At 60.7% G+C, this 18,586-nt stretch carries 20 protein-coding genes and 2 tRNA genes; 16 read left to right on the top strand and 6 right to left on the bottom strand.

Annotated features, from left to right (window positions below; all coding sequences use genetic code 11):
* Together QQL85_RS14405 and QQL85_RS14400 are read right to left on the bottom strand one after the other, a co-directional pair.
* Positions 1–71, bottom strand: a tRNA-Met gene (locus tag QQL85_RS14405).
* Between the two features lie 136 nt (positions 72–207).
* A tRNA-Met gene (locus QQL85_RS14400) sits at positions 208–284 on the bottom strand.
* Positions 285–504: 220 nt separating this feature from the next.
* On the opposite strand from QQL85_RS14400, the gene dinB reads away from it, so the two are divergent.
* Positions 505–1,563, top strand: a complete 1,059-nt coding sequence (gene dinB, locus QQL85_RS14395; protein WP_284354244.1) for a DNA polymerase IV — start codon at positions 505–507, stop codon at positions 1,561–1,563.
* 40 nt (positions 1,564–1,603) lie between these two features.
* Here the strand turns inward: dinB and QQL85_RS14390 are convergent, their stop codons facing one another.
* The 3 genes from QQL85_RS14390 to QQL85_RS14380 all read right to left on the bottom strand — a co-directional run bounded on the left by QQL85_RS14390 (position 1,604) and on the right by QQL85_RS14380 (position 5,730).
* A complete protein-coding gene (locus QQL85_RS14390) occupies positions 1,604–2,554 on the bottom strand; it encodes a hypothetical protein (protein WP_284354204.1) in 951 nt (316 codons plus the stop codon).
* Positions 2,555–2,574: 20 nt separating this feature from the next.
* The gene (locus QQL85_RS14385; protein ID WP_284354203.1) at positions 2,575–4,290 is read right to left on the bottom strand and encodes a proline--tRNA ligase; all 1,716 of its coding nucleotides are present in this window, start codon (positions 4,288–4,290) and stop codon (positions 2,575–2,577) included.
* A gap of 159 nt (positions 4,291–4,449) precedes the next feature.
* Complete coding sequence (locus QQL85_RS14380) at positions 4,450–5,730, bottom strand: OprD family porin (protein WP_284354202.1); 1,281 nt, start codon at positions 5,728–5,730, stop codon at positions 4,450–4,452.
* A gap of 692 nt (positions 5,731–6,422) precedes the next feature.
* Here QQL85_RS14380 and QQL85_RS14375 point away from each other — a divergent pair.
* On the top strand, positions 6,423–6,842 hold the full coding sequence (locus QQL85_RS14375) for an HIT family protein (RefSeq protein WP_284354201.1): 420 nt from the start codon (positions 6,423–6,425) through the stop codon (positions 6,840–6,842).
* A gap of 1 nt (position 6,843) precedes the next feature.
* The gene (locus QQL85_RS14370; RefSeq protein ID WP_016712002.1) at positions 6,844–7,050 is read left to right on the top strand and encodes a SlyX family protein; all 207 of its coding nucleotides are present in this window, start codon (positions 6,844–6,846) and stop codon (positions 7,048–7,050) included.
* 60 nt (positions 7,051–7,110) lie between these two features.
* Here QQL85_RS14370 and QQL85_RS14365 read toward each other — a convergent pair whose 3' ends face one another.
* Complete coding sequence (locus QQL85_RS14365; protein ID WP_284354200.1) at positions 7,111–7,704, bottom strand: cold-shock protein; 594 nt, start codon at positions 7,702–7,704, stop codon at positions 7,111–7,113.
* Between the two features lie 281 nt (positions 7,705–7,985).
* Between QQL85_RS14365 and QQL85_RS14360 the strand changes: the two genes are divergently transcribed.
* The 13 genes from QQL85_RS14360 to tolB all read left to right on the top strand — a co-directional run bounded on the left by QQL85_RS14360 (position 7,986) and on the right by tolB (position 18,548).
* A complete protein-coding gene (locus QQL85_RS14360; RefSeq protein ID WP_170031573.1) occupies positions 7,986–8,459 on the top strand; it encodes a Dps family protein in 474 nt (157 codons plus the stop codon).
* A gap of 140 nt (positions 8,460–8,599) precedes the next feature.
* A complete protein-coding gene (locus QQL85_RS14355) occupies positions 8,600–8,929 on the top strand; it encodes a ribbon-helix-helix domain-containing protein (RefSeq protein ID WP_284354199.1) in 330 nt (109 codons plus the stop codon).
* 92 nt (positions 8,930–9,021) lie between these two features.
* Positions 9,022–9,243 carry an FmdB family zinc ribbon protein gene (locus QQL85_RS14350; protein WP_003254776.1) on the top strand — a complete coding sequence of 74 codons (222 nt, stop codon included), beginning with the start codon at positions 9,022–9,024 and terminating at the stop codon, positions 9,241–9,243.
* Positions 9,244–9,336: 93 nt separating this feature from the next.
* Complete coding sequence (aspS, locus tag QQL85_RS14345) at positions 9,337–11,112, top strand: aspartate--tRNA ligase (RefSeq protein WP_284354198.1); 1,776 nt, start codon at positions 9,337–9,339, stop codon at positions 11,110–11,112.
* Positions 11,113–11,226: 114 nt separating this feature from the next.
* On the top strand, positions 11,227–11,973 hold the full coding sequence (locus QQL85_RS14340) for a YebC/PmpR family DNA-binding transcriptional regulator (protein ID WP_284354197.1): 747 nt from the start codon (positions 11,227–11,229) through the stop codon (positions 11,971–11,973).
* 121 nt (positions 11,974–12,094) lie between these two features.
* Positions 12,095–12,619 (top strand): crossover junction endodeoxyribonuclease RuvC, encoded by a 525-nt coding sequence (ruvC, locus tag QQL85_RS14335; RefSeq protein ID WP_012273769.1) that lies wholly within the window; start codon positions 12,095–12,097, stop codon positions 12,617–12,619.
* Positions 12,620–12,728: 109 nt separating this feature from the next.
* Complete coding sequence (gene ruvA, locus QQL85_RS14330) at positions 12,729–13,346, top strand: Holliday junction branch migration protein RuvA (protein ID WP_110743812.1); 618 nt, start codon at positions 12,729–12,731, stop codon at positions 13,344–13,346.
* The gene (ruvB, locus tag QQL85_RS14325; RefSeq protein WP_284354196.1) at positions 13,343–14,389 is read left to right on the top strand and encodes a Holliday junction branch migration DNA helicase RuvB; all 1,047 of its coding nucleotides are present in this window, start codon (positions 13,343–13,345) and stop codon (positions 14,387–14,389) included. Before ruvA ends, ruvB begins: the two co-directional genes overlap by 4 nt.
* Before the next feature lie 125 nt (positions 14,390–14,514).
* Complete coding sequence (gene ybgC, locus QQL85_RS14320; RefSeq protein ID WP_284354195.1) at positions 14,515–14,967, top strand: tol-pal system-associated acyl-CoA thioesterase; 453 nt, start codon at positions 14,515–14,517, stop codon at positions 14,965–14,967.
* Positions 14,968–14,969: 2 nt separating this feature from the next.
* The gene (tolQ, locus tag QQL85_RS14315) at positions 14,970–15,665 is read left to right on the top strand and encodes a protein TolQ (RefSeq protein ID WP_010952367.1); all 696 of its coding nucleotides are present in this window, start codon (positions 14,970–14,972) and stop codon (positions 15,663–15,665) included.
* A gap of 14 nt (positions 15,666–15,679) precedes the next feature.
* Positions 15,680–16,132 carry a protein TolR gene (gene tolR / locus QQL85_RS14310; RefSeq protein ID WP_003254760.1) on the top strand — a complete coding sequence of 151 codons (453 nt, stop codon included), beginning with the start codon at positions 15,680–15,682 and terminating at the stop codon, positions 16,130–16,132.
* Complete coding sequence (tolA, locus tag QQL85_RS14305; protein WP_284354194.1) at positions 16,132–17,250, top strand: cell envelope integrity protein TolA; 1,119 nt, start codon at positions 16,132–16,134, stop codon at positions 17,248–17,250. Before tolR ends, tolA begins: the two co-directional genes overlap by 1 nt.
* Before the next feature lie 26 nt (positions 17,251–17,276).
* Positions 17,277–18,548, top strand: coding sequence for a Tol-Pal system beta propeller repeat protein TolB (gene tolB, locus QQL85_RS14300; RefSeq protein ID WP_012051477.1), 1,272 nt, complete (start codon positions 17,277–17,279; stop codon positions 18,546–18,548).
* The last annotated feature ends 38 nt before the right edge of the window (positions 18,549–18,586 follow it).

The following is an 18,586-nucleotide window of genomic DNA, read 5'->3' as shown; positions in this document are numbered from 1 at the left end:
CGGGAGCCGGATTTGAACCGACGACCTTCGGGTTATGAGCCCGACGAGCTACCAGGCTGCTCCATCCCGCGCCTGTGGGATCGAATTCTACAGTTTATAAATGGCACGTCAAGCGCTATGTGTTGATTTTTCTAGGTTTTTTACGCAGTGCCTTTTCAGCGGGCAAAGAAAAAGGCCACTGCGTTAACAGTGGCCTTTTCTCGAATCTGGTTGCGGGAGCCGGATTTGAACCGACGACCTTCGGGTTATGAGCCCGACGAGCTACCAGGCTGCTCCATCCCGCGCCTGTGAGATCGAATTCTACGGATTTGCTTCCCATTGTCAAGCAAATATTCAGGAAAAACCTTTTTTGTTCAAACCCTTAGCGTTTGATAACAAGGTGCAGCTCAGGCGCGGCGGGGCTTTCAGGCCGATTATCGTGTAGCGAAGCGGTGAGCTGTTTCAGAGCAGGGTGCATGCGATACTATCTGTATGAATTTACAGTGCTGACGGTCATCCATGTCCTTGCGCAAGATCATCCACGTTGACTGCGATTGCTTTTACGCCGCAATCGAGATGCGTGACGACCCGCGCCTGGCCGGTCGGCCTATGGCAGTGGGGGGCTCGCCCGGCCACCGTGGGGTGATCGCCACCTGCAACTATGAAGCACGTGCCTATGGCGTTCGTTCTGCCATGTCTTCCCGGCATGCGCTGAAGCTGTGCCCCGACCTGTTGATCGTCAAGCCACGCTTCGAGGCCTACCGGGAGGCCTCGCGGGAAATCCACACGATATTCCGCGACTACACCGAACTGATCGAGCCGTTGTCGCTGGATGAAGCCTACCTGGATGTGAGCGACAGCCAGTGGTATTCGGGCAGTGCCACGCGCATTGCCGAGGATATTCGCCGGCGGGTCGCCCGCACCTTGCATATCACCGTGTCGGCGGGCGTGGCGCCAAACAAGTTCCTGGCCAAGATCGCCAGTGACTGGCGTAAACCCAACGGGCTGTTCGTGATTACCCCGGGCGAGGTGGAGGTGTTCGTTGCCGCCTTGCCAGTGGCCAGGCTACACGGGGTTGGCAAGGTGACGGCAGATAAGCTGGCACGGCTGGGCATCGAAACCTGCCTTGACCTGCGTGAATGGTCGCGCCTGGCCTTGGTGCGTGAGTTTGGTAGCTTTGGCGAGCGTTTATGGGGGCTGGCGCGGGGTATAGATGAGCGTGCCGTACACAATGACAGCCGCAGGCAGTCGGTCAGTGTGGAAAACACCTACGACACTGATCTGCCGGACCTGGCCAGTTGCCTGGCGCGGCTGCCCGAACTACTGGAAAGCCTGAACGAACGCATTGCCCGCATGGACAGCAGTTACCGGCCGGACAAGCCCTTCGTCAAAGTGAAATTCCACGACTTTAGCCAGACCACCATGGAGCAGGCCGGAGCCGGCAGAGACCTGGAGAGTTATCGGCAGTTGCTGGGGCAGGCGTTCGCGCGTGGAGGCAAGCCGGTACGCTTGTTGGGGGTGGGGGTGAGGCTGCGCGATTTGCGCGGGGCGCATGAGCAGTTGGAATTGTTCGTACCTGAATAAAAAGGGCCGCATATGCGGCCCATCGCGAGCAAGCTCGCTCCTACTGTCCGGGATCAGCTACCAGCCGGCCAGTGGCCTTGGTCAGCGACTGCAGAAATTCCTGCTGCAGCTCCGGATCGTTGCGGGTCAGCTCGATCAGGCTTTGTTCCATTTCACTGGCTTCTTCTTCCAGACCCAACTCGGACAGGCGCTTGACCCGGTGGACCCATTGGCCGACATCGTCATCTTCGAGGTCATCGAAGATCAGCTCATGGGCTTCGAGCAGCTTGTTGCGCAGGGTGGCGCTGACCAGCAGGCTGGCATCACCCCGTACCGCGTTGTCCTCGTCGAGTACCTGCAGGTGCAGGGTGCCGATGTGGTTGAGGTTCTGCTCGGAGAACGGGCTGTCGAGCAGGTTCAGGCGCAGCACGCCGTTCCTGTCGGTCGTCAGTTCGTGGGTCATCTTGCCAGCCTTGACCTCGACCAGGCGCTCGCTCCAGGGCACGCTGGTCGATTCCTCGCGTTTGCCTTTCTGCACTTCGCTGATTCCGGCCAGGTTCTGCTGGGCGCGGCCGTTGGACGGCACGTTCATGAACGGGTTCAGCCCGTCTACGCCGTAGCTGAGCCAGTCGTGGGTAATGCTTTCCGGCAGGTTGCCCAAGGCGAAGACATTGACCACGTTGGCGCCAACGCCCGCCACCACGGCCACTGCACCCAGCGGGATCTCGTAGATTTCTCGCCAGGGCTGATAGGGCGTGTAGCGGTCATAGCGCCGGGTAACTTCGAACTCGGTGACTTCGAAGCGCTTCTGCTCATGCACGCGCACGCGTCGTTGCGGAAGCTCCATCACCTTCGGCTCGCCGACATCGATCTGCAGGGTGTGCTCGAGCAGTTTGCGCTCGACGCGCTCCTCATGGTCGCTGCGCTGGGACATCTGGTTGGCGCAGCCGCTGACGAGCAGGGCGCCGCACAGTGCGGCGCCCCCCAGGGTAAAGGTACTTCGCTTGAACATGATCACTCGTGCATTGGTTATCAGCGGCGAACGCGGGCCTGCAGGAAGCTCAGCACTTCATTGAGCGGCAACGCCTGGGCGTCCTGCTCGGTGCGGTGCTTGTACTCCAGGTTGCCTTCGGCCAGGCCGCGATCGCTGACGACGATGCGGTGCGGGATGCCGATCAGCTCCATGTCGGCAAACTTGATGCCTGGGCTGGTCTTCTTGTCGCGGTCGTCCAGCAGCACTTCAAAGCCGGCGGCGGTCAGTTCGGCGTACAGCTTGTCGGTTGCCTCGCGGACTACTTCGGTTTCGTAGCGCAGCGGTACCAGGGCGATCTGGAACGGGGCCAGGGCGTCGTTCCAGATGATGCCCTTGTCGTCATAGCTCTGCTCGATGGCCGCTGCAACTACGCGGGATACACCAATGCCGTAGCAGCCCATCGACAGTACGACCGGTTTGCCGTTCTCGCCCAGTACCTGGCACTTCAGCGCCTCGCTGTACTTGGTGCCCAGCTGGAAGATGTGGCCCACTTCGATGCCGCGCTTGATTACCAGGGTGCCCTGGCCGTCCGGGCTAGGGTCGCCTTCCACCACGTTGCGCAGGTCGGCGACCTGTGGAACCGGCAGGTCACGTTCCCAGTTGACGCCAAAGTAGTGCTTGTCGTCGATGTTGGCACCGATGCCGAAGTCGCTCATCAGGGCAACCGAACGGTCGATGATGCATTCCAGCGGCAGGTTCAGCGGGCCGAGCGAGCCGGCGCCGGCGCCAATGGCGTCGCGCAGTTCGGCTTCGGTGGCCATGACCAGTGGGTCGGCAACCTGTTCCAGCTTGGTGGCCTTGATTTCGTTCAGTTCGTGGTCGCCACGGACGATCAGGGCAATCAGTTTGCCCTCCTCTGCGCCGCGTACGATCAGGGTCTTGACGGTCTTTTCGATCGCCAGGCCGAAGTTTTCCACCAGCTGGGCGATGGTCTTGGCGTTTGGCGTGTCGACCAGGCGCAGCTCCTCGGTAGGGGCTGGGCGCACGGTTTCACGCGGGATGGCCTCGGCCTTCTCGATGTTGGCGGCGTAGTCGGAGCTGTCGCTGAAGATCACGTCGTCTTCGCCAGACTCGGCCAGTACATGGAATTCGTGCGAATAGCTGCCACCGATCGAGCCGGTGTCGGCCTGCACTGGGCGGAAGTCCAGACCCAGGCGGGTGAACACATTGCTGTACGCCTGGTGCATGCGGTCGTAGGTTTCCTGCAGGGAAGCCTGGTCGGCATGGAACGAGTAGGCGTCCTTCATGATGAACTCGCGGCCACGCATCAGGCCGAAGCGTGGGCGGATCTCGTCACGGAACTTGGTCTGGATCTGGTACATGTTGAGTGGCAGCTGTTTATAGCTGGACAGCTCGTTACGGGCCAGGTCGGTGATGACTTCTTCGTGGGTCGGGCCAACGCAGAAGTCGCGCTGGTGACGATCCTTCAGGCGCAGCAGCTCCGGGCCGTACTGTTCCCAGCGACCGGATTCCTGCCACAGCTCGGCAGGCTGGATGCTCGGCATCAGCACTTCCAGGGCGCCGGCGGCGTTCATTTCCTCACGCACCACGGCCTCGACCTTGCGCATTACCCGCAGGCCCATCGGCAGCCAGGTGTACAGGCCAGAGGCCAGTTTGCGGATCATGCCGGCACGCAGCATGAGCTGATGGCTGATGACCACTGCGTCGGCAGGGGTTTCTTTCTGGGTGGCGAGCAAATATTGACTGGTGCGCATGGTTAGCCGTGTCGATTGCCTAAGACGTTGAAATAGCCCCGCATTGTACGGGGGTGAAACGAAGGCGTACAGGATGCCCCAGGGCGTGACGCTTGTCAGCCAAGAAAAAGCCCGGCGTGATCGCCGGGCTTTTCAGGTGCGGGGCACTGCAAGCCAGGCTTACAGGATGCTCAGCGGGTACTCCACGATCAGGCGCAGTTCGTCGATCGAGCTCGAACCGTAGTAAACGCCGTCGCTGGAGCGGTAGGTAGCCTGACGTACGCGGAAGCTCAGGTCTTTGGCCGGGCCGCTCTGCAGCACGTACTTGACGTCTACGTCGCGTTCCCATTCTTTACCGTTGTTGGTGCTTTCGGTCGTGGCGCCCGAGCCGCGGACATAGCGGGTCATGAACGTCAGGCCAGGTACACCGTACTCGGCGAAGTTCAGGTCGTAGCGAGCCTGCCAGGACTTCTCGTCTTCGGCGTTGAAGTCGGAGCGGGCAACGGAGTTGGCCAGGAAGATGGTGCCGCCACCGTCGACGCCGTAGGCGTAGTCGCCGTCGCCGCTGACTTTCTGGTAAGCCAGGGTGAAGGTGTGGGCGCCAATGTTGTAGGCGGCCGAGAGGCTGGCTGCGATGTTGTCCAGTTCGTTGCTGCCGTCGGCCTTGCTGACGAATGCACCGGTCAGGTTGTCGCCGATGGACTTGGTGTCATAGATGTTGAAGTCGAACACCAGGCCTTGCTTGTCGCTGATCGGCAGCGCCCAGTTGATGTTACCGTACCACTTGCGGAAGTGATCTTCGATGCGCGAGTAGTAGACGCTGGTGCTGAGGTTGTCATTGATGGCGTAAGTGCCACCGAAGACGTTGGCCTCGGTCAGGCGCAGGCTGTCGTGGTAGGTCTGGGCCTGCGCGTTCAGGGCAGTGAAGTGACCGGCGTGCAGGGTCAGGCCATCGATTTCGTTGCTGGTGATCAGGCCGCCTTCAGCAACCTCTGGCAGCAGTCGGCTGTCGTCGGTGGCGAGCACTGGCAGGGCGGTGAACTGGTCACCGAACTTCAGTACGGTATTGGAAACGCGCAGTTTCACTGCGCCGCCGCCTTCGGAGTAATCATCTTGCGAACGGCCGTCAGAGGCGGTCGGGAACAGGCCGGTGCCGGCGCGGCCTTTGCCGCTGTCCAGTTTCAGACCCAGCATGCCGATGGCGTCTACGCCGAAGCCCACGGTGCCTTGGGTGAAGCCCGACTCGAAGGTACCCAGGAAGCCCAGGCCGGTTTCTTCGACGCGGCTCTTGCCGCTGTCGTTGTTACGGAAGTCACGGCTGAAGTACAGCATGCGGGTTTTTACGTTCAGCTTGCTGTCTTCGAGGAAACCTTTGGACTCGTCTTGTGCCGAGGCCATTGCCAACTGCGAGGTCCCTGCCGCAACGGCCAGGGCGATCATGCTCCACTTCATCACGCGCATCGTGATTTGCTCCTTTGGTTTTTAGGAAGAGTACCGCTGCATCCATGTGTTTTAGTTATATGGAGCAGCTCTTTCTTGTTATGTCGGCGAAAATGTATAGCACGCTGACTGTTGTTGGCGATATGGCTATAAGCACTCTTTTCGGAACTTTTTCACCCTGTCGCTTTTAGGTATTTCCATGTCGCAAATCACGCCCTGGTATAAGGGCCGTACAACCCCAGCGCTGTTTCTGTAACCGTAACGAACCTGTAACTATCGGTTCTGGTTAGGGAAACTCCCTGGTAACCAATGCCGCTGTTGTTATTTGTCGCGCTCACCTGCTCATTGCAGATGTCGTGCCGACTTGGCGTGAAGGGAATGCAACAAGCGTGCTCAAAATTCGCAACACTTCATGAAATTTTCACAAAACCTGCTACCGAGGGTCGGAAAGTCCCGTAAACACGGGGTGAAGTCGGCTTTCGCACATGTTGGAGTCGAGAATCATTAAAATTTAAAAAGCTGCCATGAAAGTCAATGTGTTACCGCAACTTGTTCATCCAGAGTCGTTTGTGGGGTGACAGGTGTGGAGAGCGTGGACAGACGGCCTCATTTTGGTGCGAAAAGTAGCGCTGTGTTACCGGGAATGTGCAAGGTATCCTTGCAAGCCTGTTTTCCGCTTGAAGCGGGTTGGTTTTGCCTGAAGGAGATGTGCCGTGTTCGTTCTCGATTCGCGTTTGCAGCAGGATTCCCTGGTGCTGGGGGAGTTTGCGTTGTGCCAGTTGCTGCTGAGCAAGGATGCCAACTACCCATGGTTCATCCTGGTGCCCAAGCGTGCGGGTGTCAGCGAACTGTTCGAGCTTGATGCGGCGGAGCAGCAGCAGTTGTGGCAGGAAACCACCCTGTTGGCTGAAGCGCTGAAAACCAGCTACGGCGCCGACAAGATGAACGTGGCCACCCTGGGCAATGTGGTCAGTCAGTTGCACATGCATGTGGTCGTACGCCAGCGTGACGACGCCGCCTGGCCGGCACCGGTATGGGGCAAGTGCCCGGCCGTGGCCTATGGCGATGACCAGGTGCAAGCCATCCGTCAGCGTCTGCGTGGGCTGCAACTTGCTGGTTATCAGGAGGCCTGACATGTCGCTGGAGTTACGTATTGTCGAACTGGAAACCCGTCAGGCGTTTCAGGACGACACCATCCAGGCGTTGAATGACGTGGTGGTCGAGCAGGCGCGGGTGATCGAGCGGCTGCAATCGCAGATGGCCGAGTTGATCAAGCGTTATGAAGAGATGGTCGGCCAGTACGGCAGCGAAGGGGAAGAGGCGCCACCGCCTCATTATTGATACGTCGCCAAGGCCTGTTCACCGGCATGCCGGTGAATAGGCCTATGCATGAGGCGGCAATCAGCGGCGGGTTACCGCAACCACATCTTCGGCCTGCAGGCCCTTGTCGCGGTGCATCACCGAAAACTCCACGCGCTGGCCTTCGACCAGGATGCGATGGCCTTCGCCGCGAATGGCGCGAAAGTGCACGAAGATGTCATCACCCGAATCGCGGGAGATGAAGCCAAAACCTTTCGAGGTGTTGAACCACTTTACGGTGCCGGTATCACGGCTGCCGCCCTCTTGCGCCGTGTGCTGGCTGTTGCGTGCCTTGCGCGGGCTGCGGGCAAAACCAACGGCCAGGTGCAGGGCCACGGCCAGTGCTACGCAGACCAGCGCAGCTAGGTTGCCCATTTCCGGGCGGGCCAGCAGTGTCAGGGTCTGTAGCACCACCGCCACCACCACCAGGGCGCAGGCAAGGTGCTGCAGCTGCTGTCGTGCGCCGCGGTAGTAAAGCGGCACGACCGGGGCCAGGACCAGGTTGAGCAGGCCGAGCAGGGCCAGGTAGACCGCGTCAGGTTGTTGCAGGAAGGGTGTCGCATCGGTTTTCAGGCTGGGTAGGAGCGAGAGCAGCAAGGCTGCCACGCCCGTCACCAGATGGACGATCTTGAACATGGGGTTGGCTCACAGTTGATAAGGCCGATCACAGGAAGAGCTGGCAGCACGGTGCGCATGAGGTGTAGAGCGCGAACACGCGGCAGGCCAGCCTATGCACCCGGCAATGACAGTCCGCACGGGTGGCACGGTGCCTATTTAACAGTAAAGCCGCAGCCTACTCAAACCGCAGGCCGCCCGGCGGGCGATGTGTTGCTCCATGTCACAGGCGGCATGCGCCAAGTGTTGCTACAGTGGTCGGCGTCCGCTTGAGTCTCAAGCCTTATGGAAAGGGGAGCTTCATGGCAATCGATATCGGTATCAGCGAAGAAGATCGCAAGTCCATCGTCGATGGGCTGTCCCGCCTGTTGTCGGATACCTATGTGCTGTATCTGAAAACCCATAACTTTCACTGGAACGTCACCGGTCCGTCGTTCCGCACCCTGCACCTGATGTTCGAAGAGCAGTACAACGAACTGGCGCTGGCGGTCGATTCGATTGCCGAGCGTATCCGTGCCCTGGGCTTCCCGGCGCCCGGGTCGTATGCATTCTATGCGCGGCACTCTTCGATCAAGGAGGAGGAAGGCGTACCCCCGGCGGACGAGATGATCCGCCAGTTGGTCCAGGGGCAGGAGGCTGTGGTGCGTACCGCGCGCAGCATTTTCCCGGTGGTGGACAAGGTCAGTGATGAGCCGACCGCCGACCTGCTGACCCAGCGCATGCAGGTACACGAGAAAACCGCCTGGATGCTGCGCGTGCTGCTCGACGGCCAGTAAGCACGCTCGTGCATTAAAGTGCCGGTCGGGCAAGCTCGGCCGGTAACCGCATTTTGAGCGGGAAGATTTTGCCGCTGCTCTAAGCTCGCCTATCAGCGCTTCATACGTCACCTGGTACCTGTGACGAGGAAGTGTGGCGCATGATGCAAGCGAGCAAGCGTATGGCGGGGCAGGGGAGTTGGCCTGCAAAACAGTGCATTGATCCGTTCAAGGCGGATTTCGACATGTTGCAGATACAGCCAGTGTCGCGTTCCGTGCGGCTCAACGGGTTTTCCACTTGCCTGCGCCTGGAGGCCGTCTACTGGGGCATCCTGGAGCGTATCGCCGCTGCGAACCGCTGTTCGGTCAGCGCGGTGTTGTCCTATGTGGACCGCGAAGTACACCTGCGCCAGGGTGGGGTGCGCAACTTCAGTGGGCTGATTCGGGTTATCTGCGTCGCTTGGCTGCAGAACCCGCCAAGTGTGCGCTGATCGCCGGGCGGGCTGCGCAGTGCCTGTTAACCATATATAATCCCGCTTTTTGCTGCCCCGGCAGCCAGCGTTGTGGTTGACGAGAGACACCCATGCCCCTTTATGACTATCAATGTGCATCCTGCGAGCACCGCATGGAAGTGCTGCAGAAGATCAGCGCCGCGCCGCTGACCGATTGCCCGGCCTGTCAGGCGCCAGCGCTGAAAAAGCTGCTGTCGGTGCCAGGCTTTCGCCTGAGCGGTAATGGTTGGTACGAAACCGACTTCAAGACCGGGGCAAAAAAGAATCTGGCAGGCGGCGACAAGGCCGACTGAGTTGAATGCTGTGACCGGGTCTTGCAGTATTAGCCCTCCGGGCGGCCAAGGCCTCCACCGAATACACGAATCACGAGAAGCGAAACCACCATCATGATGCGCAGCCATTATTGCGGCCAACTGAACGAGAGCCTGGACGGCCAGGAAGTCACCCTTTGCGGCTGGGTCCATCGTCGCCGCGACCACGGCGGGGTGATCTTCCTCGACATCCGTGACCGCGAAGGCATGGCCCAGGTCGTGTTCGACCCGGACCGCGCCGAAACCTTCGCCGCCGCCGACCGCGTGCGCAGCGAATTCGTCGTGCAGATCACCGGCAAGGTCCGCAAGCGTCCTGAAGGTGCAGTGAATGCCAACATGGCTTCCGGTGCCATCGAGATCCTCGGCTATCAGCTGAATGTGCTCAACGAAGCGGAAACCCCTCCGTTCCCGCTGAACGAGTACTCCGACGTTGGCGAGGAAACCCGTCTGCGTTATCGCTTCATCGACCTGCGTCGCCCGGAAATGGCCGACAAGCTGCGTCTGCGTTCGCGCATCACCAGCAGCATCCGTCGCTTCCTCGATGAGAACGGCTTCCTTGACGTCGAAACGCCGATCCTGACCCGTGCCACTCCGGAAGGCGCGCGTGACTACCTGGTGCCAAGCCGTACCCACGCGGGTAGCTTCTTCGCCCTGCCGCAGTCGCCCCAGCTGTTCAAGCAGCTGCTGATGGTTGCCGGCTTCGACCGCTACTACCAGATCGCCAAGTGCTTCCGTGACGAAGACCTGCGTGCCGACCGCCAGCCGGAATTCACCCAGATCGACATCGAGACCAGCTTCCTCGATGAAAGCGAGATCATGGGCCTGACCGAAAGCATGATCCGCAAGCTGTTCAAGGAAGTGCTCGACCTGGAATTCGGCGAATTCCCGCACATGACCTTCGAAGAAGCCATGCGCCGCTACGGTTCCGACAAGCCAGACCTGCGTAACCCGCTGGAACTGGTCGACGTTGCCGATCAGCTGAAAGACGTCGACTTCAAGGTGTTCGCCGGTCCGGCCAACGATCCGAAGTGCCGCGTTACCGCCCTGCGTCTGCCAGGCGGCGCCAGCATGCCTCGCAGCAAGATCGACGAGTACACCAAGTTCGTCGGCATCTACGGTGCCAAGGGCCTGGCCTACATCAAGGTCAACGAGCGCGCCAAGGGCGTCGAAGGCCTGCAGTCGCCGATCGTCAAGAACATCCCTGAGGCCAACCTCAACAACATCCTCGACCGCGTGGGCGCCGTAGACGGCGACATCGTGTTCTTCGGTGCCGACAAGTTCAAGGTGGTCAGCGAAGCCTTGGGCGCGCTGCGTATCCGCCTGGGCCACGATTTCGAGCTGCTGACCTGCGAGTGGGCACCGATGTGGGTCGTCGATTTCCCAATGTTCGAAGAGAACGAAGACGGCAGCTTCACTGCACTGCATCACCCGTTCACCGCGCCGAAGTGCACCCCGGAAGCGCTCGAGGCCAACCCGGCTACCGCGTTGTCCCGTGCCTACGACATGGTCCTGAACGGCACCGAGCTGGGTGGCGGTTCGATCCGTATCCACCGCAAAGAGATGCAACAGGCGGTATTCCGCCTGCTGGGTATCGAGGCAGAGGAACAGGAAGAGAAGTTCGGCTTCCTGCTCGATGCCCTGAAGTTCGGCGCTCCGCCTCACGGCGGCCTGGCCTTCGGTCTGGATCGTCTGGTCATGCTGATGACTGGCGCCCAGTCGATCCGTGAAGTGATCGCCTTCCCGAAAACCCAGAGCGCTGCGTGCGTCATGACCCAGGCACCTGGCCTGGTCGATGCCAAGGCCCTGCGCGAGCTTCACATCCGACTGCGCGAACAGACCAAGGTCGAGTAAGCAGTCCCCGGGCGCATCCACATGGATGCGCCTTTGCGTTTCGGCGCAGGTATTTTTCCGTCCCGCCCCGTACAGGGGCGGGGCTGTTTGTGAAACAAAGGATTCGGAGTCGTTATGGCTGGTCATTCGAAGTGGGCGAACATCAAGCACCGCAAAGAGCGCCAGGATGCCAAGAGAGGCAAGGTCTTCACCAAGTGGATCCGCGAGCTGACGGTTGCTGCCAAGCAGGGTGGCCCTGACCCGGCATCCAACCCGCGTTTGCGCCTGGCGCTGGACAAGGCCCTGGGCGCTAACATGAGCCGCGACATCATCGATCGCGCTGTGGCCCGGGGTGCTGGCACCAACGAAAACGACAACGTCGAAGAGCTCAGCTATGAAGGTTACGGCCCGGGCGGCGTGGCGATCATGGTCGAAGCCATGACCGACAACCGCAACCGTACCGCCGCCGCCGTGCGTCATGCCTTCACCAAGTGTGGTGGCAACCTGGGTACCGACGGTTCGGTGGCCTACCTGTTCGAGCGCAAAGGCCAGATCAGCTTTGCGCCGGGCGTGGACGAAGACGCGTTGATGGAAGCAGCGATGGAGGCTGATGCCGACGACGTGGTGGCCAACGACGACGGCTCGTTCGACGTGTTCACCTCGTTCAACAGCTTCTATGCCGTGCGCAACGCCCTGGAAGAGGCGGGTTTCAAGGCCGCTGACGCAGAAATCGTCATGCAGCCGACCACCAGCGCCGAGCTCGACCAGGAGGGTGCCGAAAAGGTGCTCAAGCTGATCGACATGCTCGAAGACCTGGATGACGTGCAGAACGTCTACTCCAATGCCCAGATTTCCGATGAGATCATGGAAAACCTCGGCTAAGGTTCTTTCGTTGGCCTTGAGGGCCTATTCGCGGGCAAGCCCGCTCCCACAGGGGCCGTGCGGTCTTTGTGGGAGCGGGCTTGCCCGCGAAAGGGCCGTACATTTTGAACAAACAGGCACTATGACTCTGATTCTTGGTATCGACCCCGGCTCACGCATCACCGGCTACGGCGTAGTACGTCAGACCGCCCGTGGTTGCGAGTACGTGGCGTCGGGCTGTATCCGCACCGGCAGCGGCGAGCTGCACGAGCGGCTGCAGATCGTTTTTCGTGGTGTCAGTGAAATCATCGCCCAGCACGGCCCGGTAACCATGGGCATCGAGCGGGTGTTCATGGCCCGTAACGCCGACTCGGCGCTAAAGCTCGGCCAGGCCCGCGGCGCGGCTATCGTCGCAGCTGCCGAAGCGGGCCTGGAAATCGCCGAATACAGCGCCACACAGGTCAAGCAGGCAGTAGCCGGCACAGGTGGGGCCAACAAGGAGCAGGTGATGATGATGGTCATGCACCTGCTGAAATTGACTCAAAAACCGCAGATCGACGCCTCCGACGCCTTGGCCATTGCCCTGTGCCATGCGCACACCCGTTCCAGCCTGGTGCCACACGGTCTGGCCACGGCACGGCGACGCGGTGGGCGCTTGCGTCTGTAGGCGCTTCATGCGCTGATACACATTTTGTTCGGGTGATGCGTTCACCCGTTGCATTTGCTGATAGGGTTGAGCGGTCTTTGACCGGCTCCCCGAGAGGAAGGATCGGAACGTGATTGGACGTTTGCGCGGCACCCTGGCGGAGAAACAGCCGCCGCACCTGATTATCGACGTCAACGGCGTGGGTTACGAACTGGAAGTTCCCATGACCACGCTGTACCGTCTGCCCAAGGTGGGCGAAACCGTCACCGTGCATACTCATCTGGTTGTGCGCGAAGACGCCCACTTGCTCTATGGATTTGCCGAAAAGCGCGAGCGCGAGCTGTTTCGCGAGCTCATCCGGCTCAACGGCGTTGGCCCGAAGCTGGCACTGGCGCTGATGTCTGGCCTGGAAGTCGACGAGCTGGTGCGCTGCGTGCAGGCCCAGGACACGTCGGCCCTGGTGCGAGTGCCCGGTGTCGGTAAGAAAACCGCCGAACGCCTCCTGGTCGAGCTCAAGGATCGCTTCAAGGCCTGGGAAACCTCCCCTGCCATGTTCACCCTGGTGTCCGATGGCCCGTTGCCGGTCGCCAGCGAGTCCAGTGCCGAAGCTGATGCCGTCAGTGCCCTGGTCTCGCTGGGCTACAAGCCGCAGGAAGCGAGCAAGGCAATCGCCGCGATCAAGGACAAGGCCGGCCTGAGCAGTGAAGAGCTGATCCGCCGCAGCCTGAAAGGGATGATTACCAAGTGATCGAAGCCGACCGCCTGATCGCCGCCAGTGGGCGCGACCGCGAAGAGGTCCAGGACCGTGCTATTCGCCCGCTGAGCCTGGACGAATACATCGGCCAACCGGTGGTGCGCGAACAGATGGCGCTGTTCATCCAGGCCGCCCGTGGTCGCAGCGAGTCGCTCGATCACACGCTGATTTTTGGCCCGCCCGGTCTAGGCAAGACCACCTTGGCCAACATCATTGCCCATGAAATGGGCGTATCGGTCAAAAGCACCTCGGGGCCGATTCTCGAGCGCCCCGGCGACCTGGCAGCGATGTTGACCAACCTCGAACCGCACGACGTGCTGTTCATCGATGAGATTCACCGCCTGTCGCCGGTCGTCGAAGAGGTGCTGTACCCGGCCATGGAGGACTTCCAGCTCGACATCATGATTGGCGAAGGGCCGGCCGCCCGTTCGATCAAGCTCGACCTGCCGCCGTTTACCCTGGTCGGCGCGACTACCCGTGCCGGCATGCTCACCAACCCGCTGCGTGACCGCTTCGGTATCGTGCAGCGTCTGGAGTTCTACAGCGACAAAGACCTGGCCACCATCGTCAGCCGTTCGGCCAACATCCTTGGCCTGGTCATCGAGGATCAGGGCGCCTTCGAAATTGCCCGTCGTGCCCGTGGCACGCCGCGTATCGCCAACCGCCTGCTGCGCCGCGTGCGTGACTACGCCGAGGTGCGCGGCAAGGGCCAGATCACCAAGGCCGTGGCCGACATGGCGTTGAACCTGCTGGATGTCGACGAGCGCGGTTTCGACCATTCCGACCGCCGCCTGCTGCTGACCATGATCGAGAAGTTCGATGGCGGCCCGGTGGGCGTGGACAACCTGGCTGCGGCCATCAGTGAAGAACGCCATACCATCGAAGATGTGCTGGAGCCGTACCTGATCCAGCAAGGCTACATCATGCGAACGCCACGCGGCCGTGTGGTCACCCGACATGCCTACCTGCACTTTGGCCTGAATATTCCCGGGCGCTTGGGGGAGGGCGGTGATTTTTCCGAGCGGGGCGATGAATGACAGATCAAAAACGACTTTTCGTGGTCCTACCGCTGGCATGCCAAGGGTGCGCTGGCAATAAGACATTAATGAAGAAAAAACAGTTGCCACAGCGGATTGGCAAGCTGAGGAGTAAGCACTAGAGTATGCGCGCGCAAAATCAGCTCGAACCGTTCGCACACCGTTGTCGCGTCTACTACGAAGATACCGATGCGGGCGGCGTGGTGTATTACGTCAACTACCTGAAATTCATGGAGCGCGCGCGCACCGAACGCCTGCGGCACCTGGGTTTTTCCCAGTCGCAGCTGGCGCAAGACAACCTGCTGTTCGTGGTCCATTCCAGCGAAGCGCGCTACCACGCGCCGGCGCGGCTGGATGACGAATTGCGGGTGACCGCGCATGTACTTGAACTGAATCGCGCCAGCCTGCGTTTTGTACAGCAGGTCTGGCGGGAAAAGGATGAAACGCTGCTTTGCGAAGGGCAGTTCCTGGTGGCCGCCGTGCGCGCCGACACTTTCAAACCCCGAGCCATACCCCCCCAGCTGCGCGAAGCCTTTGCGTCGGACGGCTCGGGTAATCAATCGAATGCAGGAGAATAAGCGTGGAAGCTAACGTCGTCGACCATACCTCCATGTGGAGTCTGGTCAGCAATGCCAGCGTGGTAGTACAGCTGGTAATGCTGACCCTGGTGGCCGCCTCGGTCACTTCATGGATCATGATTTTCCAGCGCAGCACCATGCTGCGCGCCGGTCGTCGTGCGCTCGATGCCTTCGAGGAGCGCTTCTGGTCGGGTATTGACCTGTCCAAGCTGTACCGTCAGGCAGGCAGCAACCCAGACCCGGACTCCGGCGTCGAGCAGGTGTTCCGTGCCGGCTTCAAGGAGTTCTCGCGCCTGCGCCAGCAGCCGGGTGTTGACCCGGACGCCGTGATGGAAGGCGTTGGCCGTGCCATGCGCGTGGCCATCTCGCGCGAGGAAGAAAAACTCGAGCAGAGCCTGCCGTTCCTGGCCACCGTCGGTTCCACCAGCCCGTACATCGGTCTGTTCGGCACCGTATGGGGCATCATGAACTCCTTCCGCGGCCTGGCCAGCGCCCAGCAGGCTACCCTGGCGACCGTTGCCCCGGGTATCGCCGAAGCGCTGATCGCCACCGCCATCGGCCTGTTCGCGGCAATCCCGGCAGTCATCGCCTACAACCGTTTCGCCGCGCGCAGCGAAGTGCTGATCGGTCGTTACTACACCTTCGCCGACGAGTTCCAGGCGATCCTGCACCGCAAAGTGCACACCAGCGAAGAGTAATCAGGTAGAAGCCCATGGCCCGAGTTCGCCACAAACGCAAGCCCGTCGCCGAGATGAACGTGGTGCCCTACATCGACGTGATGCTGGTGCTGCTGGTCATCTTCATGGTGACGGCGCCCATGCTCAACCAGGGCGTGAAGGTCGACCTGCCCAAGGTTTCCAGTGAAGCCTTGCCGCAGGACAACAACGTCCAGATCCTCACCATTTCCATCAAGGCCGATAAAACCTATTACTGGAACCTTGGCAGCGAAGTCGATACCGACAAGCAGATGGACAAGGCCATGACCTTGCCCGCCATGACCGACGCCGTGACCAAGATCATTGCTGCCGGCCGTGACCAGGGCAAGCAGACCCAGGTGTTCATTCGTGGCGACAAGGCTGTCGACTATGGCGCGGTCATGGGTGCCATGGGCGGGTTGCAGAAGGCCGGTGTCGGTAACGTTGGCCTGATTACCGAGGCGCCCTGATGCAACAGCGAGAGCCATCCGCCTCGGAAAGCTACTTCTGGCCCAGTGTCTGGGCCATCGGCCTGCATGTGCTGGTGTTCGCCCTGCTGTTCGTCAGTTTTGCCATGACGCCTGAGCTGCCGCCATCCAAGCCGATCGTTCAGGCTACCCTGTATCAGCTCAAGTCCAAGAGCCAGGCGACTACCCAGACCAATCAGAAGATTGCCGGGGAAGCGAAGAAAACCGCTTCGCGCCAGACCGAGGTCGAGCAGCTGGAACAGAAGAAGGTCGAGCAGGAGGCCGTGAAGGCCGCGGAACAAAAGAAGGCCGATGCTGCTCAAAAGGCCGAAGAGGCCCGCGAGGCCGCCGAAGCGAAAAAAGCCGAGGACGCTGCCAAGGCTGCTGATGCCGCGAAGGCTGCCGAGGCCAAGAAAGCCGCAGAAGCCAAGAAAGCCGACGAAGCGAAGAAGGCCGCCGAGAAGCAGCAGGCCGACATCGCCAAGAAGAAGGCCGAGGACGAAGCCAAGAAGAAAGCCGAAGAAGAGGCCAAGAAAGAGGCCGCTGAAGAGGCGAAGAAGCAAGCCGCCGAGGACGCCAAGAAAAAGGCAGCCGAAGAGGCCAAGAAGAAAGCAGCCGAGGACGCCAAGAAGAAAGCGGCGGCCGAGGACGCGAAGAAGAAGGCAGCTGAAGAGGCCAAGAAAAAGGCCGCTGCAGACGCCCAGAAGAAGAAGGCACAGGAAGCGGCCCGCAAGGCGGCAGAAGACAAGAAAGCCCAGGCCCTGGCCGAGCTGTTGTCTGACACCACCGAGCGGCAGCAGGCGCTGGCCGACGAGCAGGGTGACCAGGTGGCCGGCGACTTCGACGACCTGATCCGGATGCGCGCGGCCGAGGGCTGGGCACGTCCGCCTTCCGCGCGCAAGGGCATGACGGTGGTCCTGCAGATCAACATGTTGCCGGACGGTACCATCACCAGTGTCAGCGTGGCCCGTTCCAGTGGTGACGGCCCGTATGACAGTTCGGCGGTGGCTGCGGTGAAGAACATTGGTCGTTTGACCGAGATGCAGGGTATGAAGCCGAGCGATTTCAACCAATATCGTTCGTTCAAGATGACATTTACACCTGAGGATCTAGCGTTGTGATTAAACGTCTGAGAGGACTGCTGGTCATGCTGTGCTGCGTGGCAGGCATGGCCGTGGCAGAGGAAAAGAACATCCTGGTCACCAGCGGCAGCGACCGGGCTACGCCCATCGCGGTAGTGCCGTTCGGTCTGCAGGGCGGCAGCGTGCTGCCCGAGGACATCGCCGACATCATTGGCAATGACCTGCGCAACTCCGGCTACTACTCGCCAATTCCGCGGCAGAACATGATCAGCCAGCCGTCGCAGGCCAGCGAAGTGATCTTCCGTGACTGGAAAGCGTTGGGTGCCCAGTATGTGATGGTGGGCAGCATCGTGCCGTCGGGCGGTCGCCTGCAGGTGCAGTACGCCCTGTTCAACGTCGCCACCGAGCAGCAAGTGCTGACCGGCAGCGTAGCGGGCAGCACCGACCAGCTGCGCGACATGGCGCACTACATCGCCGACCAGTCGTTCGAGAAGCTCACCGGCATCAAGGGTGCGTTCTCTACCCGCATGCTGTATGTAACGGCCGAGCGCTTCTCCACCAACAACACCCGCTACACCCTGCAGCGTTCGGACTACGACGGTGCACGTGCGGTCACCCTGCTGCAATCGCGTGAGCCGATCCTGTCGCCGCGCTTTGCGCCGGATGGCAAGCGTATCGCCTATGTGTCGTTCGAGCAGAAGCGCCCGCGTATCTTCGTGCAGAACATCGATACCGGCCGCCGCGAGCAGGTGACCAACTTCGAAGGCCTGAACGGTGCGCCAGCCTGGTCGCCGGACGGTTCGCGCCTGGCGTTCGTGCTGTCCAAGGACGGCAACCCGGACATCTATGTGATGAATGTGGCTTCGCGCCAGATCAGCCGTGTTACTGCGGGCCCAGGTATCAATACCGAACCGTTCTGGGGCAAAGATGGCAACACCCTTTACTTCACGTCCGACCGTGGCGGCAAACCGCAGATCTACAAACAGTCGGTCAGTGGTGGTGGTGCCGAACGGGTAACGTTCGTGGGTAACTACAACGCCAACCCGAAACTTTCGGCAGACGAAAAGACCTTGGTGATGATCCATCGCCAACAAGGCTTTACCAACTTCAAAGTGGCGGCACAGGACTTGCAGCGCGGAAGTGTAAAGATTCTGTCTGAAACAAGTCTTGATGAGTCTCCCACTGTTGCGCCAAACGGCACCATGCTAATCTACGCCACCCGCCAGCAGGGCCGGGGAGTCTTGATGCTCGTGTCGCTTAATGGCCGCGTGAGGCTCCCACTTCCTACCGCTCAAGGCGAAGTCAGAGAACCGTCCTGGTCCCCTTACCTGAACTGATTGCGGCGTAATACGTTTTGCTTAACACACTGGGGTTT

Source organism: Pseudomonas putida, from assembly GCF_030159595.1.
In the GTDB taxonomy this organism is placed as follows: Bacteria; Pseudomonadota; Gammaproteobacteria; order Pseudomonadales; family Pseudomonadaceae; genus Aquipseudomonas; species Aquipseudomonas putida_AC.
This window is presented reverse-complemented; position numbering and strand designations above follow the sequence as displayed.

Bases quoted from the DNA above. Each gene is read 5' to 3' on its own strand.
- QQL85_RS14390 (WP_284354204.1), bottom strand. From the start codon at position 2,554: ATGTTCAAGCGAAGTACCTTTACCCTGGGGGGCGCCGCACTGTGCGGC.
- QQL85_RS14385 (WP_284354203.1), bottom strand. From the start codon at position 4,290: ATGCGCACCAGTCAATATTTGCTCGCCACCCAGAAAGAAACCCCTGCC.
- QQL85_RS14380 (WP_284354202.1), bottom strand. From the start codon at position 5,730: ATGCGCGTGATGAAGTGGAGCATGATCGCCCTGGCCGTTGCGGCAGGG.
- QQL85_RS14370 (WP_016712002.1), top strand. From the start codon at position 6,844: ATGTCGCTGGAGTTACGTATTGTCGAACTGGAAACCCGTCAGGCGTTT.
- QQL85_RS14365 (WP_284354200.1), bottom strand. From the start codon at position 7,704: ATGTTCAAGATCGTCCATCTGGTGACGGGCGTGGCAGCCTTGCTGCTC.
- QQL85_RS14360 (WP_170031573.1), top strand. From the start codon at position 7,986: ATGGCAATCGATATCGGTATCAGCGAAGAAGATCGCAAGTCCATCGTC.
- QQL85_RS14355 (WP_284354199.1), top strand. From the start codon at position 8,600: ATGATGCAAGCGAGCAAGCGTATGGCGGGGCAGGGGAGTTGGCCTGCA.
- QQL85_RS14350 (WP_003254776.1), top strand. From the start codon at position 9,022: ATGCCCCTTTATGACTATCAATGTGCATCCTGCGAGCACCGCATGGAA.
- aspS (WP_284354198.1), top strand. From the start codon at position 9,337: ATGATGCGCAGCCATTATTGCGGCCAACTGAACGAGAGCCTGGACGGC.
- QQL85_RS14340 (WP_284354197.1), top strand. From the start codon at position 11,227: ATGGCTGGTCATTCGAAGTGGGCGAACATCAAGCACCGCAAAGAGCGC.
- ruvC (WP_012273769.1), top strand. From the start codon at position 12,095: ATGACTCTGATTCTTGGTATCGACCCCGGCTCACGCATCACCGGCTAC.
- ybgC (WP_284354195.1), top strand. From the start codon at position 14,515: ATGCGCGCGCAAAATCAGCTCGAACCGTTCGCACACCGTTGTCGCGTC.
- tolR (WP_003254760.1), top strand. From the start codon at position 15,680: ATGGCCCGAGTTCGCCACAAACGCAAGCCCGTCGCCGAGATGAACGTG.
- tolA (WP_284354194.1), top strand. From the start codon at position 16,132: ATGCAACAGCGAGAGCCATCCGCCTCGGAAAGCTACTTCTGGCCCAGT.
- tolB (WP_012051477.1), top strand. From the start codon at position 17,277: ATGCTGTGCTGCGTGGCAGGCATGGCCGTGGCAGAGGAAAAGAACATC.